At 60.6% G+C, this 14,022-nt stretch carries 7 protein-coding genes and 4 pseudogenes; 7 read left to right on the top strand and 4 right to left on the bottom strand.

Translation table 11 applies throughout. The features are described from left to right. Window positions 1-77 precede the first annotated feature (77 nt). From LAN70_09250 to LAN70_09240, 3 genes are all read left to right on the top strand, one after another. Window positions 78-830, top strand: coding sequence for a glycosyltransferase family 2 protein (locus LAN70_09250; protein ID MBZ5511340.1), 753 nt, complete (start codon window positions 78-80; stop codon window positions 828-830). Window positions 831-942: 112 nt separating this feature from the next. Beyond that, window positions 943-1,143: a type II toxin-antitoxin system VapB family antitoxin gene (locus LAN70_09245; GenBank protein ID MBZ5511339.1), complete on the top strand. Its 201-nt coding sequence runs from the start codon at window positions 943-945 to the stop codon at window positions 1,141-1,143. Next, the gene (locus LAN70_09240; GenBank protein MBZ5511338.1) at window positions 1,140-1,529 is read left to right on the top strand and encodes a PIN domain nuclease; all 390 of its coding nucleotides are present in this window, start codon (window positions 1,140-1,142) and stop codon (window positions 1,527-1,529) included. The genes LAN70_09245 and LAN70_09240 overlap by 4 nt, the downstream gene beginning before the upstream one ends. A 45-nt stretch (window positions 1,530-1,574) precedes the next feature. On the opposite strand, the gene LAN70_09235 is transcribed toward LAN70_09240, so the two are convergent. The 4 genes from LAN70_09235 to LAN70_09220 all read right to left on the bottom strand — a co-directional run bounded on the left by LAN70_09235 (window position 1,575) and on the right by LAN70_09220 (window position 7,396). Continuing rightward, window positions 1,575-2,714, bottom strand: a complete 1,140-nt coding sequence (locus tag LAN70_09235) for a DegT/DnrJ/EryC1/StrS family aminotransferase (protein MBZ5511337.1) — start codon at window positions 2,712-2,714, stop codon at window positions 1,575-1,577. Between the two features lie 155 nt (window positions 2,715-2,869). Continuing rightward, a complete protein-coding gene (locus tag LAN70_09230) occupies window positions 2,870-4,363 on the bottom strand; it encodes a glycosyltransferase (GenBank protein ID MBZ5511336.1) in 1,494 nt (497 codons plus the stop codon). Between the two features lie 106 nt (window positions 4,364-4,469). After that, window positions 4,470-5,711 carry a hypothetical protein gene (locus tag LAN70_09225; GenBank protein ID MBZ5511335.1) on the bottom strand — a complete coding sequence of 414 codons (1,242 nt, stop codon included), beginning with the start codon at window positions 5,709-5,711 and terminating at the stop codon, window positions 4,470-4,472. Between the two features lie 284 nt (window positions 5,712-5,995). Beyond that, window positions 5,996-7,396, bottom strand: coding sequence for a UDP-glucose/GDP-mannose dehydrogenase family protein (locus tag LAN70_09220; protein MBZ5511334.1), 1,401 nt, complete (start codon window positions 7,394-7,396; stop codon window positions 5,996-5,998). 1,245 nt (window positions 7,397-8,641) lie between these two features. Here LAN70_09220 and LAN70_09215 point away from each other — a divergent pair. The 4 pseudogenes from LAN70_09215 to LAN70_09200 all read left to right on the top strand — a co-directional run bounded on the left by LAN70_09215 (window position 8,642) and on the right by LAN70_09200 (window position 13,972). Further along, a pseudogene (locus LAN70_09215) lies at window positions 8,642-10,597 on the top strand (carboxypeptidase-like regulatory domain-containing protein). A 609-nt stretch (window positions 10,598-11,206) separates the two neighbouring features. After that, window positions 11,207-12,766: pseudogene (locus LAN70_09210) on the top strand (discoidin domain-containing protein). A 429-nt stretch (window positions 12,767-13,195) separates the two neighbouring features. Next, window positions 13,196-13,531, top strand: a pseudogene (locus LAN70_09205) (discoidin domain-containing protein). Between the two features lie 117 nt (window positions 13,532-13,648). Next, window positions 13,649-13,972, top strand: a pseudogene (locus LAN70_09200) (discoidin domain-containing protein). Window positions 13,973-14,022: the final 50 nt, after the last annotated feature.

Here is a 14,022-nt window from a genome sequence, read left to right as displayed (position 1 = left end):
TGAGGCCCAGCCAGCCTCACTCAAAGGTGGCAATCGCCGCGACGGGGCAGACCAAGGTAAGATACACATATCCCCAAATGGCAACGTACAGCCTAATCTTTCCCGCCTTTAACGAGAGTGCGAGGCTGGCCCCGACTCTCGAAACAGTGCTGAGCTACGTGTCTCAGCAGCACTGGAAGGCGGAAATCATCGTGGTCGATGATGGTTCCACGGATGGTACTGCCGACATCGTGCGCGAATACACTCGCCGCAACGCGATCGTGCGGCTGGTGCAGAACCCCGGCAATCGCGGCAAAGGGTACAGCGTGCGCAACGGGATGCTCAACGCGCATGGCGACGTGTTGCTGTTCAGCGATGCCGACCTTTCTTCCCCGATTTCAGAAGCGCCCAAACTGTTCGCCGCCATTGAAAACGGCGCCGAAGTGGCCATCGGCTCACGCTGGCTCAACTCCGAGGTGCAGACGCAGCGGCAATCCCTACTGCGACAACTGTACGGCCGGATTTACAACCTGCTGCTCCGGGTCGTTCTCGGCCTGGACTACCGGGACACGCAATGCGGATTCAAGGCGTTCACGCGCCCGGCGGCCCGCCTGATCTTTTCGGCGCAGAAAATTGAGCGCTGGGGATTTGACCCTGAATTGCTGTTCCTAGCGAAGCTGTATCGCCTGCGCGTGGCCGAAGTACCGGTGGAGTGGGGGCACGTGGGAGAATCGAAGATCAATCCTGTCGTGGATGGCGCGCGGATGTTCCGCGAGTTGCTCAGCATCCGCTGGAACGGCGTGAGCGGCAAGTACGCCAAGCCGGCGGTCACGCAAGCGGCAGCGCGCTAGCCGCCGCAGGCTCAGCCCGGGTTTCAGTCCGGCCACCCGAAGGCACCCCTGGCTGGTTCGACGAATGGCCAGGGATACACAATTTTTTCGCGAAATGGTGTATTGTTTGTCTATGAGCAGAACCAATATCGACATCGACGAGGGCTTGATCCGCAAGGCACGCAAACTGACTCGTCTCAGGACGAAACGGCAGATCGTGGATAGAGCCCTGGAATTGCTCGTTCGCTCCGAGAGTCGCAAAGGCATTCTTCGCTTCTACGGGAGCGGCATCTGGAAGGGCGACCTCAAAGCCTCACGGAGAAACCGCGTTTGATCCTGGTGGACACCTCCGTCTGGATCGATTTCTTCAGTTCTTCTCCCGGTCGCGCCGGCGCCGAGCTGCGCCGCTTGATCGAGGAGGCCGAGCCCTTCGCCCTTACCGGAGTCATCGTTGCCGAAGTGTTGCAGGGTCTCATCAGGGACGCGAGCCGCATTGAGCAGTATCTGGCGCACTGGGAGATGCTCGAACCCCGCGGCTTTGAAACCTACCGCGAGGCGGCGGCCATCTACCGGGCAGCACGCGCGAAAGGCTTTACTCCGACCACAATTGATGCCGTGATCGCGGCCATTGCTCTGGAACACAAGGCCAGCGTTTTCACCCTCGACCAAGATTTCTCCAGAATCGCTCGCATTACGACCCTCGCGCTCTACAGCTTTTGAGGCACCGACGTCCACGATCCTCCAGCGACGGTGGGAGAGCGACGTCTAGGCTCGGGATTCCGGCGCTGGCGTGGCGTGATCGAACCCGGCGATCGCCTTGACCACCATCTGCAACTGCCGGTCAGTCAGTTCCGGATAAATCGGCAGCGACAGAACTTCGCGCGACGCTGCCTCCGATTCCGGCATGCTGCCGGGCCGATATCCGAGATCTGCAAACGCCGGCTGCAGATGGAGTGGATGCGGATAGTAAATCTCGCTCGGAATGCCCTGCTGCGCCAGGTGCGTTCTGAGTTGATCGCGTTGGCGTACGCGGATGGTGAACTGGTGGTAAATGTGGGTGGCGTGCGACGGGCATGCCGGAACCCGCACGTGCTTGGATAATCCGCGCTCCTGGATGAGATGGCGATAGCGATCGGCGTTGCGCCGCCGGCCGGCAGTCCAACCATCCAGATACTTCAGCTTGACGCGCAGAATCGCCGCTTGCAGCGCGTCAAGGCGGCTGTTGATGCCGAGGATTTCATAGTCGTACCTGGTGCGGCTGCCGTGCTCGCGCAAAAGTTTGAGTTGGGCTGCCAGCGCCGGGTCGTTGGTCGTAATGAGCCCTCCATCGCCGGCGCCGCCAAGATTTTTCGACGGGAAAAAGCTGTAGCAGCCAAAGGTTCCCATACTCCCGGCCGGCTTCCCTTTGTACTTCGCCCCGATCGCCTGGGCGGCATCCTCGATCACCGCAATGCCATGCCGCTTGCCGATCTCAAGGATCGGATCGAGATCGGCGGACAATCCAAACAGGTGGACCGGAATGATGGCCTTGGTACGCGGCGTAATCGCTGCCTCCAGCTTGGCCGGGTCCATGTTGAAGGTGGCGCTGTCGATGTCCACGAACACCGGCCTGGCATGCAAGCGGGCGATGCTGCCGGCAGTGGCAACAAATGTGAACGGAACCGTAATGACCTCATGGCCAGGGCCGATCCCCAATGCCATCAGCGCAAGCAGCAGCGCGTCGGAGCCTGACGCGCAACCGAACGCAAATTGGCAACCGACCTGCGCCTTGATTTCCTCTTCAAGGGCGCTGACTTCCGGGCCCATGATGAAGCGTTGCGACTCCATCACCCGGTTCACCGCCGCCATCACCTCGTCGCGAATCGTGGCAAACTGCGCCTTCAAGTCGAGAAAAGGAAACTGCATGGGTACGGGAGCAGGGGCCTTGGTAACGGCTTTTGTCTGCATGAACAGCTCCTCGGCGGCGCAAGCGGATCGCTGGTCCCGGCGGCATCGCGTTCGTTTCACGGGACAAGCACAGAAGAAGAGTTCCGTTCCTCGACGGATGTTGCCGGCGATGACTACCCAGCCCGCTTTTCGAAAACTGCGATCCACGACAGCGGCGGCGCCGGGACAAACCTGTCAAGACGCCGCAGGACGGGCGCGATCCAGTTCACCAGCTTAACTTGCAACAGACTGAAATGGCGGCGGCGCAGGAGACGGCCCGCAACCCACCACGGCACATAACAGAACCGGTTAAAAGGAATAATGGCGACGCATTGCAGGCCGGCGTTTTCGGCGAGCGCACGGATCTGGGCGCGCGTATACCGCCGCCGGTGGCCCAAGCTGCGGTCGATGGCGCCGAACAGCCCGGGCGCGTTCGGCACCAGAACGACAATCCGGCCGCTTTCACCGACCGTGTTGCCGATGCCGCGCAGCACGCCCACGTCGTCATCGACGTGCTCCAGCACATTGTGGCAGATCACCGTCTCAAACGAGTGACCCGCGGGAAACGAGCTCGGATCCGCGGGATCGACAACCGCGGCGGCAAGATAGGGCCGGGTGACGGTCAGTTTTTGCAAGGCGCGCACAAACAGCGGGTTCCCGTCACAGGCCCAGTATTGCGCCCGAGGGATCAACTGCACGGTCAGGCTGCCGGTACCAGCGCCAATTTCCAATACCTGCGAGCCGAGTTGCGGCCGCACCAGATCCGCCAGCCAACGGCTGTAATTGGGCGCACGTCCGAGGCGAACGGATACTTCGCTGCCGTACTGATCGGGCTTGCAGATGAGGTCGGAAACTTTGAACCGGACGATTGCCCCCAGGGCCCGCACTCCGTCCCTCCACCCAATCTTCTTCCCTTCCTGGTAGGTGCGACCGGAGTAGCTGATGGGAACTTCGAAAATGTTGGCGCCGCGTTTGGCCAGTTTGATGGTCAACTCGGGCTCGATACGGAAATCGCTGCTCACCAGGGGAATGGTCTTCAGCAGATCGGTGCGCACCATTTTGTAGCAGGTTTCCATATCGGTCAGGTTGAGGTCGCAGGCAAGATCGCAGAGGAATGTCAGGATGTGATTGCCGACGGAATGTTTGAAGAACAGGGCGCGCTTGAATCCGCCGGCCATGAAGCGCGAGCCGAACACAGCGTCCGCATTCTCGTGCAGGAACAGCGGCAACATTTGCAGCAGGTCTCGCGGGTGGTATTCGAGATCGGCGTCGTGGACGACGCAAAGATCACAATCAGCGTGCTCGATCGCCGTTCGAACCGCGCCGCCTTTTCCCTGATTGCGCTCGTGGCGAAGAAAAAGCCACTCGATGGCGCCGGAACTATCGGCCGGTAGATGCTTCTGGAAGCGCTCCAGCACGGCCGGGGTCTGGTCGCACGAGCCGTCATCCACAACGATCACCTGGATGCGGGCTAATAGGGGAGATTCTGTCAAATCCAGGAGCCGCAACAGACTGGCCTCGACCAGGTATTGCTCGTTGTGCACCGGCACCACAACGGACAGAGAGGTGCGTGCGCCGGCGCCATTCGAGGGCGCCGCTGAGCGCAATGAATTTCCTATAGATGCCATGCCCTGGATAGATTTCATTTTAACTGACTATCCGGCGCGCCATGTCGCGCCGCATCTGACGCTGCCTTGGAAGCCGCCGCCCCCACGATTGAGAACGTGTTCTACGTCACCGCAACGCCGTGAGGCGGTACAGGCGGAGCTTTCCGTCCGCATACGTTAACGTGCCGATTTTCTTCAAGCCGGCATCGTACTGGGGCGCGTTATAACTCCACACGAAATCGTAGTCCGCCTGGATCGCTCGCCAATCCGGCGTTTCCCGGTAATCCAATTCCCAGAAACCATCCAGCGTGTACGACTGTCGAGCTACTTTTAGTGGATTCAGTCCGGGTAACTCAAACAAGTAGGGCGAGAACCAGCGCCGGCGGATGACGCCATAAGCCCAAAAATGCGCGAAGGCGTGGTGCAACGCATCGCTATCTTCATCGGCCTGGACGATTGGGAGCACGCGCGCGTTCGGGAATGTAAGGTCGAAGGACGCTGCCAAGCCTTTCAATTCCGGCTGCATGCTCCGGTAGTTGTATGTGATATCCGCCACTCGCACGCAAAACAGCGCGAGGACCAGCGGAGCCAGCCACCAAGCTCGCCGACCAACCCTGGCGAACGCCAGCGTTATACCGAACAAAACGGGAAGAACGCGTATGTCCAGGTCGAAACCATCGCCGTAGGAATAAGGCAGTATGAAGTACGCGGCTAACAGAACCGCTCCCACGCCGATCCAGCGCCAGTTCCAGCGGAACTCGCTATTGCGGAACCATGCGCACAGGAAGTAAACGCATAACGCGACCAGCGTGACGACATCCAGTGCGTCGGAATATCCGTGCATCATGCCGTGCAGGTTGTCGATCTTCTCGGACAAGCCGAGAAAAACGAACCCGCTGTGTTGCTTTTCCATGATTCGGGCGGAGTACAGGTAGCAGCACGCGCCGGGCACGAACATGACCCAGGTCAGCAGCAGCGAGCGGACAGACTGTCGCGCAAAGGCGCAATAGGCGGTAACCGCGATGCCAACGATGCCGAAGGCAAGCAAATGCGAAAAATACGTCACGCTGACCGCCAGCATCGCGAGCAGCCAAGAGAATAGTGACGGGCGCGCATTCCATTTCAGCCAAAGCCCGAGTGCCAGGAAGCCGAACGCCAGCCCAACGTAGAAATTCAAATATCCCAGCAGAAAGAAAATGTTGTGCGTTCCCACCAACGCCCAGCAGGCAATGGCGTCCTGTCCTGGATTCGATTGCCGAACAAAGAACCACATGGCCGCCGGCAATGCGAGCACCGCGAAAGTGAGGTACAACCGGCCGGCCACCTCAATCGGCAAAAGAAATTGCAGTGCTCGCAGCATGACGTCCATGGCGACATAGGGATAGGGTCCCCAATCGGCCGCGTACCAGGAATGAAACGGGAGCGAATCATGCAGGTGGGCGAGGACATAGCTGCTGGCCAGATGATTGGGGTAATCAAGGAGAGGCGGAAACTTGACCGCCCAAATGGGCAGCACCGTGGCCGCTGTCAGGAGTGCCATCAGCAGCGCAACGAGAACGCGCCGCGCACGAGTTCCCTGCCCCTCGCGAGAATTCAAGATTCTTGGGCTCGCAAATTCTTTCCGAACCACAATGCCGCAAAAACCGACGAATACTACCGGCGGGATGCGGCTTCCCCAAAGCTGGTCCCCGCTTCTGGATCCCGCTCCGGCCGGCCGACACAGTAGTACTCATAGCCGATCGAGATCATCTTGTCCGCATCCAGCAGGTTTCGGCAATCCAGAATCAGGGGACGGCTCATGCGCTCGCGCAACAGCTGCCAATCGAGTTGCTTGAATTCCGGCCACTCGGTGGCCACCAGCAGCGCATCGACGCCTTCCGCGACCTCGTCGGCGCGGCGGCATAGCTGGATGCCCGGCAGCTCCGTCGCAGCGCGCTCCATCGCTTCCGGATCATACGCCTTCACCCGGACTCCCTCGCCTGCGAGTGCCTTGATCAAGTCAATCGCGGGGGCAAAACGGATGTCATCGGTGTAGGGCTTGAAGGCCAGACCGAGCACCCCGACGTGCTTGTCCTTCAGGACCCAGAGCAGCTTCCGCAACCGGTTGACGTATTTGGTGACGCGACTCTTGTTGATTTCCTCGGCACTGCGCAGCATCGCCATGTCGACGCCGGCGGTCTCTCCCAGGTGGATGAACGCCTGCACATCCTTGGGCAGGCAGAAGCCGCCGAACCCGAGGCCGGCGTTCAGAAATGCGCTGCCGATGCGCGGATCCATTCCCATGGCTTGCGTGACCTGGGCGATGTCCGCGCCCATTTGCTCACAGACGTCGGCAATAAGATTTGCATAGGAGATTTTCAGCGCCAGGAACGAATTGGAAGCGTGCTTGATGAGCTCCGCGCTGTTGATGGTGGTAACCAGGAAGCGCGGGGCGGGCCGCACACCGCAGTTGTTATTGTGGATCCGGCAGTGGAAGTTTCGCTCCACAATCGGCCCGTACATTTCGCGCAGGATCTGTTCCGACTCGGGATCGTCCACCCCCACGACAATGCGGTCCGGGTGCAGGAAATCGGCGACCGCCGTTCCCTCGCGCAGAAACTCGGGGTTGGATGCCACGCGGAACAACTTCTCCTGCTGACGTCCGTAGACCGCGAGCGCGCGCTTCACTTGCTGGCCGGTCTGAATGGGAACCGTGCTCTTCTCGACCACCAATTTGGGCGTTCGGGCCACCTTGGCAATCAGGCGGGCAACGTTGTCGACGGCGCTCAGGTCGGCTTCGCCATTGGGCAGCGGTGGCGTGCCGACGCACACGAACAGCACATCTCCCGACTTCGCCGCGTCCTCCAGATCGGACGAGAAGCGCAGCCGGCCGGCGGCGACGTTGGCTTCGACCACGCTGTCCAGGCCGGGTTCGTAAATCGGCAGTTTGCCGCTTTTCAGCGTCTGAACCTTGGCGGCATCGTTGTCGGAGCACAGCACCTGGTGCCCGATTTCCGCCAGACATGCGCCGGTCACCAGCCCGACGTATCCACACCCGAAGATCGAAACCCGCAAAATTCCTCCTGATTCAACCAAAGTATATCGCGGCCAGCTCGCAGCCTGGGCCGCATCCGCAACCGCACGTCTCGGCAGTTGGCAACAACCGGCAATGTCTACGGACTTGGTATTCGCGCTGTCACCAGTGGCGTGCGATCGCTTTCGACCCACCGGGAGTTGATCTTCTGCACAGCGCTGATGGAGTAAATGTATGTCGTGCCAGGCTTGACCGTAGTGTCCCTGTATTTTGTTCCCTTCACCGGATGAGCGGTGATGCGCTGGGGCTTAGCGCCGCTTCCGGCGACGGTTCGATATACGTAATAACCATCGATGCCTTTGCTCGAGCTCGGCGTCCAACTCAGTTCCGCCCAATGGACTTTCTGTTCCCGGGGGACCGCTGAGGGAACGGACCGCTGCTGAACGGCGGGCGCACTCAATATTGGCGGGGCGGGGCGGGTTGGAACTTCCTGCGCTATCGTTGCTATTGTTAACAAAAACGTTAACACAGTGATCGTACGCGCACGACCCGCCGTTAAACCCAACACTGTACGGTAGCCATGAGCTCGGGAGTGGTTGTGACTGCGACGCAACATTCCAGTTTCCTCACAAAGGCGGACCAACGGGATTGCCCCAACGTCAAACAGCGCCCATGCACTTAGCTCACAGCACTGCGTCGGCAGATACGCCTCCGAAAGTGTGCCGATTTGCACCTGAGGGGGGTCGCTCGTGGCGCAGTTTACATCAACCCAAGATTGTCGAACGACATATTCCGATGGAAGACGGGCCGCAGGACCGCGCCGACCGCCGGCATGAACAAAACAAAGGCCTACCGGAGCGATGAGCGGCCCTCATCGACTGCCACACGCAGGGTGCAAAGTGGGACTGAAAACTTCGCTCGGCCCGATCAGCAGTAACGGTTTATGCGCCCCCGTGTCCGAACCGGGAAGCGGTTCTCCTGTCCAGGTCAGGTCCACCAACCTTCCACGTAAGGTGTTCCTGCGCATGGTCTTAACTCGTCCCAGTACTGCGCCAAAATTGCACCAAAACCGAACATTCCGGTTGATTGTCCGGCGCTGCTGCTGTAAGCTATATTCCTCTCCCCCTTAAACCTTACTGGGATTCTGCGGGGAGAGTACTCACATTGAAACATCTCGGGACGGCCATCTGTTGCTGGTTTGCTATTGCCGTGCTGGCAGCAGCGCAAACCAATCCTCTCAGTCCAAACCGCGCGCCGTTTTCCCTGCCTGATGTGAGGTTCGCCTGATGCGCCACGGGGTCGTCCGCAGGTGGAGTGCCTTAGTTCTCCCTTTCACATTTCTGCTGCCGGTCTGCGTCCGTGGTCAGGAAGTGACGGCGCAAGCCCCCTCCTCAGCCATTGCCGGCGTCAACGTGATGCGCCACCCCCGAGAGGAACACTTGACGCGCGGGAAGCCGTTTCATGGAGACGTGAGGACCTTGCCGCAGGTGCCCCCAACGAAGTTCGAGCGGCCGGAATTTGAAGAGCCGGAAGTCACGCCGGTGCCTTACCCGGGGACCGCCGCCGTCGCTCAGAGTGGCATGGCAACCTCGGCCGCAGCAGCGACCCTCAACGCACCTGCCCCAACGCCGAGCAGCAGTTTCGAGGGACTCGATTTTGCCAACTGGGGGGGCGGCCATCCGCCCGACACCAACGGAGACGTGGGGCCTCAACACTATATTCAGACCATCAATTTTTCGGTTGGCATTTATGGCAAGAACGGCGTTCGCCTGGCGGCGTTCACGTTCAATTCGTTGATGAGCCAGGGCAATTTCGGCAACCTGTGCGACACCAACAATTTCGGGGATCCGGTCGTCCTCTATGACACGTTTGAGGACCGCTGGATCCTGACCGATTTTGCCTTCAAGTTCGATGGGTCGGGCAACATCATTGCTCCTGCGTATCAGTGTTTCGCAGTTTCCAAGTCGGGCGATCCGGTGGCGGGCGGCTGGAATTTCTATTCCATCAGTTCCACCAGCGGGTTCGGCGACTACCCCAAGTTTGGTCTCTGGCCTGATGGTCTGTACATGTCGGCCAACTTGTTTGGCTTTGGCGCCGGCGGTTCATATCAGAACGTTCGCGTGTGGGCGTTCAATAAGGCGCAAATGTACGCCGGAGAGCCGACGGTCCAAATCCTCTCCTTCGATGCTCCGTCCGCCGAATTCACGCTGCTTCCCAGCAATGCCCGGCTGCAAACCGGGACGCCACCCGCAGGCAGCCCGAACTACTTCGCGGTTGTATGGCAGTATTTCAGCGCGGTCAGCGTTTATAAATTCCATGTGGATTGGACCAGCATCAGCACGTCCACATTCAGCGGCCCATTCATCTCTATCACGCCCACGTGGTGGGCGCAGTATTCCAACTCCAACTCCACGACTGTGCCATCTCCCGCCAACCGGCTGGATTCGCTGTACCTCCGCCTGATGGCGCAAAACCAGTACACCAACCTCGGAGGAGTCGAATCCTTGTGGGCCAGCCACACCGTTGGCGCGGGGAATCCAACCTCCAACGTCACCTCCACCCAGGCCGCGGTGCGTTACTACCAGGTGAAAGTCACCGGGGGGAGCGTGGAAGCCAGCGCTACCCAGTCCTTCACCTATAGCCCCGATGCCGCCGTGTTTCGCTTCATGCCCAGCGTCGCCGTGGACCGCGCTGGGGACATGGCGATCGGATACTCGGCGTCGAGCGCCACCTTGAAACCAGCCATTCGTTATGCGGCACGCCTCGCCGGTGATCCGGTGAACTCGATCACGCAAACGGAGCAATCGCTGATCGAGGGCACGGGATCACAGTCTGGGATTTGCGGTTCGTCGTCCTGCATACGCTGGGGTGATTACAGCGCGATGACCCTCGACGTTGATGGCTGCACGTTCTGGTACACCAACCTCTACTACCAGACCACGGGATTGAACTTCAACACCCGCATCGGCACATTCAGTTTGCCGGGTTGCACGGGGGTGGTTACTGGTTCGTTGCAAGGCACAGTGACGGCGGCAGCGAGCGGCAATCCAATCAGTGGCGCGACCGTGGAATTTGGGAGCAGGACAGCGACCACCGACGTGAATGGCAATTACAGTTTTGCGGCTCTTGCTTCCGGCGTCTATCCGAGTGTTGCGACCCGCTTCCCGGGTTACAACTCCAAGACGGCAGCGAATATCGTGGTGAGCGATGGCGCGATCACTACGCAGAACTTCGCCCTGACGGCGGCGGCCACCAGCGGCTGCTTCACGGATACGACGCAAGCGGACTTCCAAGCCGGCGTACCCAGCAATTGCGACCTCACCGGCAGTCCTGGCGACGTCATTCTGGCGAATCCTGCGAACATCGATCAGCAGAACACAACGGTAACCACCAGCGGCTTCGGCTTTACTGCCACGAGCTGGGCCGGCCAGACCTTCAAAGCGGGAGTTAGCGGTCAACTAACAAGAGTCGACCTGGACCTGTTCTGCAGCGGCTGCACTGGCACTACTCCGGACATTACCGTTTCGATCAGAGCGACCACGGGCAGCCCGGCTGTGCCTACGGGCGCCGATCTGGCGACCGCGACGATCACAGGATTTTCAAGCGGCAGTGGGGGCTACTTCACTGCGAACTTCAGCAGTCCGCCGACGCTCATCGCAGGCACAACGTACGCAGTGATCTTCCGCGCTACATCGAATCCCTCCGTGGGCACCTATGCGTACGTCTGCAGTTGCACTTCACCCGACAGCAATCCATTCGCCAACGGGCAACAAGTAACCTCTACGAACAGCGGTTCAACCTGGACGGCAGATTCGACGTCGGGCGGCCGCGATCTCGGTTTTACGGTGTTCATGATGTCCGGCTTTGCGTCCTCCGGCACCCTCGTATCTTCGACCAAAGATGCCAATCCGGCTCCAGGCGCGAATGTAAACTGGTCCACCCTGTCATGGACGGCCGACACTCCTACCGGTACCGCCATTCAATTCCAAGTGGCGGCCAGCAACAATGCGGATGGGCCATTCAATTTTGTCGGACCCGACGGCACGGCGGGAACGTTCTTCACCAACGGCGGGTCGCTGGCGCAATTCACCGGCCAACGCTACCTGAAGTATCAGGCCTCACTCAGCACCACAAGCAGCGCGGTCACCCCCACGCTCCACGACGTGAGTGTGTGCTTCAGCGACCTAGGCCCAAGCACGCTGGCGGTGGCGGCAGCGTCGGGCCCGGTCGGCGGCACGGCTGATTTATCCGCCACGCTGACTTCGGCCGGCGCCGGTGTGAGCGGCAAGTCCATCAGCTTTAAGCTCAATGGAAACGACGTCGGCAGCGCCATCAGCGACGCCTCCGGCAATGCGACGGTCGCCGCCGTGAGCCTCGCTGGCATCAGTGCAGGCAGCTATCCGGGCGCGGTGACCGCCGCCTTTGCGGGCGACTCGGCATACGGCGCAAGCAGCGGGTCAGGCACCTTAACCGTACAAAAGCTGGCTCAGACGATCACCTTCGGCGCATTGGCCAACAAGACGTTTGGTAATCCTGACTTCGGCGTGAGCGCTACTGCGTCCTCCGGATTGACAGTCACGTTTGCGGTCAGCGGCAATTGCAGCGTGACCGGCGCGACGGTTCACCTCAGCGGTGCTGGCTCGTGCACCATCACGGCTTCGCAGGTCGGCGACGGCACCTACGGTCCGGCGGCGAACGTGCAACAGTCGTTCTCGATTGCCAAGGCGGCACAGACGATCACTTTTGGTGCTCTTGCTAACAAGATGCTGGGCGACCCCGATTTCACCGTGAGCGCGACCGCGTCCTCTGGACTCGCGGTGACCTTTGCGGCCAGCGGCAATTGCACCGTGACCGGCTCGACAGTGCACATCAGCGGTGCTGGCTCGTGCACCATTACGGCTTCGCAGGCCGGCGACAACAACTACAACCCAGCCGCCGACGTCCCACGGTCGTTCTCGATTCTGACCTCGGGAGTGCTGCCAGCGAACGGGTGGCGGGTACTGTACGTGGACAGCCAAGAGACCAGTTGCACCAACGAAGCGGGGACCAAAGCAATCGACGGCAATCCCGGCACCATGTGGGTCACGCAATGGTGCAACTCGGGGCCCGCGACGCCGCACGAGATCCAGATTGACCTGGGGGCCAACTACACCATCAGCGGCTTCCAGTACTTGCCGCGGCAGGATCCGTACAGCAACGGCAACATCGCCAATTACGAGTTCTACGTGAGCACGAACGGGGTGAACTGGGGGACGGCGGTATCGACCGGCACGCTGATGGCCAGCGCCTCCGATCACACGCAGAAGCAGGTGACCTTCACCGGCACGGTAGGACGCTATGTGCGGCTGCGGGCGCTGACGGAAGTCAATGGTGGTCCGTGGACGAACGTGGCGGAGCTGAATGTGCTGGGATCGGCGGTGGCGACCAGCGGGCCGCAGGTGGGGAGTCTGACGCTGAGTCCGGCTTCGATTGCGGGCGGCGGCACAATCAGCACGGCCACGGTCACGCTGACCAGTGCGCCACTTGCCAACGCCACGGTCACACTCGCCAGCAGCAACCCGGCGGCGGCGACGGTGCCGGCGACGGTCACCGTGAATGCGGGCACGACGAGCGCGAACTTCACCGTCACCAGCGCCTCGTCGGTGAGTGCGACAGCGTTGTCGGTGATTAACGCCAGCTACAACGGCTCCACCGCAGCGGCGCTGCTGACGGTGACGCCGGGGACCTCAGCGACGGCGCCGATTCCGCACAACGGTTGGCGTGTGCTGTACGTGGATAGCCAGGAAACCGGTTGCGTCAACCAAGGCGCGACCAACGCCATCGACGGCAATCCCAGCACGATGTGGGTCACGCAATGGTGCAACTCGGCGCCTCCGACGCCGCACGAGATCCAGATTGATCTGGGGGCTTACTACACCATCAGCGGCTTCCAGTACCTGCCGCGGCAGGATCAGTACTTCAACGGAAATATCCGCGATTACGAGTTTTATGTCAGCACCGACGGTGTGAACTGGGGCAATCCGGTTGCGAATGGCAAGCTGATAACCAGCTCCCAGGACAAATCTCTGAAGCAGGTGACGTTTACCGGAGTGGTGGGACGGTATGTGCGCCTGCGCGCGTTAAGCGAGGTCAACGGCGGACCATGGACCGATGCGGCGGAGATCAACGTGCTCGGCACGGTGGCCCTGAGCACGATTCCACGTGCAGGTTGGCGACTGGTCTACGTGGACAGCCAGGAGACCAATTGCACCAACCAAGGCGCGACCAACGCTTTTGACGGCAATCCCGCCACGATGTGGGTCACGGAATGGTGCAACTCGGCGCCCCCGACGCCCCACGAGATCCAGATTGATCTAGGGGCCAGCTACAGCATCATCGGCTTCCAGTATCTGCCGCGGCAGGATCAGTACAGCAACGGCAACATCGCCAATTACGAGTTCTACGTGAGCACGGACGGGGTGAACTGGGGCAACCCGGCGTCGAGTGGGACCCTGATAACCAAGTCCTCCGACCACAGCCAAAAGCAGGTGACCTTCGCCGGCACGGTAGGACGCTACGTGCGGCTGCGGGCGCTGACGGAAGTCAATGGTGGCCCTTGGACGGTCGTGGCGGAGCTAAATGTGCTCGGCTCAGCCGTGGCGACCAGCGGCGCGCAAGTTGCCAGTGT

The organism is Terriglobia bacterium (assembly GCA_020072845.1).
Taxonomy (GTDB): domain Bacteria; phylum Acidobacteriota; class Terriglobia; order Terriglobales; family Acidobacteriaceae; genus JAIQGF01.
This window is presented reverse-complemented; position numbering and strand designations above follow the sequence as displayed.

Coding starts and splice junctions, on each gene's coding strand:
- LAN70_09230 (MBZ5511336.1), bottom strand. CDS start 4,363: ATGGCATCTATAGGAAATTCATTGCGCTCAGCGGCGCCCTCGAATGGC.
- LAN70_09250 (MBZ5511340.1), top strand. CDS start 78: ATGGCAACGTACAGCCTAATCTTTCCCGCCTTTAACGAGAGTGCGAGG.
- LAN70_09245 (MBZ5511339.1), top strand. CDS start 943: ATGAGCAGAACCAATATCGACATCGACGAGGGCTTGATCCGCAAGGCA.
- LAN70_09235 (MBZ5511337.1), bottom strand. CDS start 2,714: ATGCAGTTTCCTTTTCTCGACTTGAAGGCGCAGTTTGCCACGATTCGC.
- LAN70_09225 (MBZ5511335.1), bottom strand. CDS start 5,711: ATGGACGTCATGCTGCGAGCACTGCAATTTCTTTTGCCGATTGAGGTG.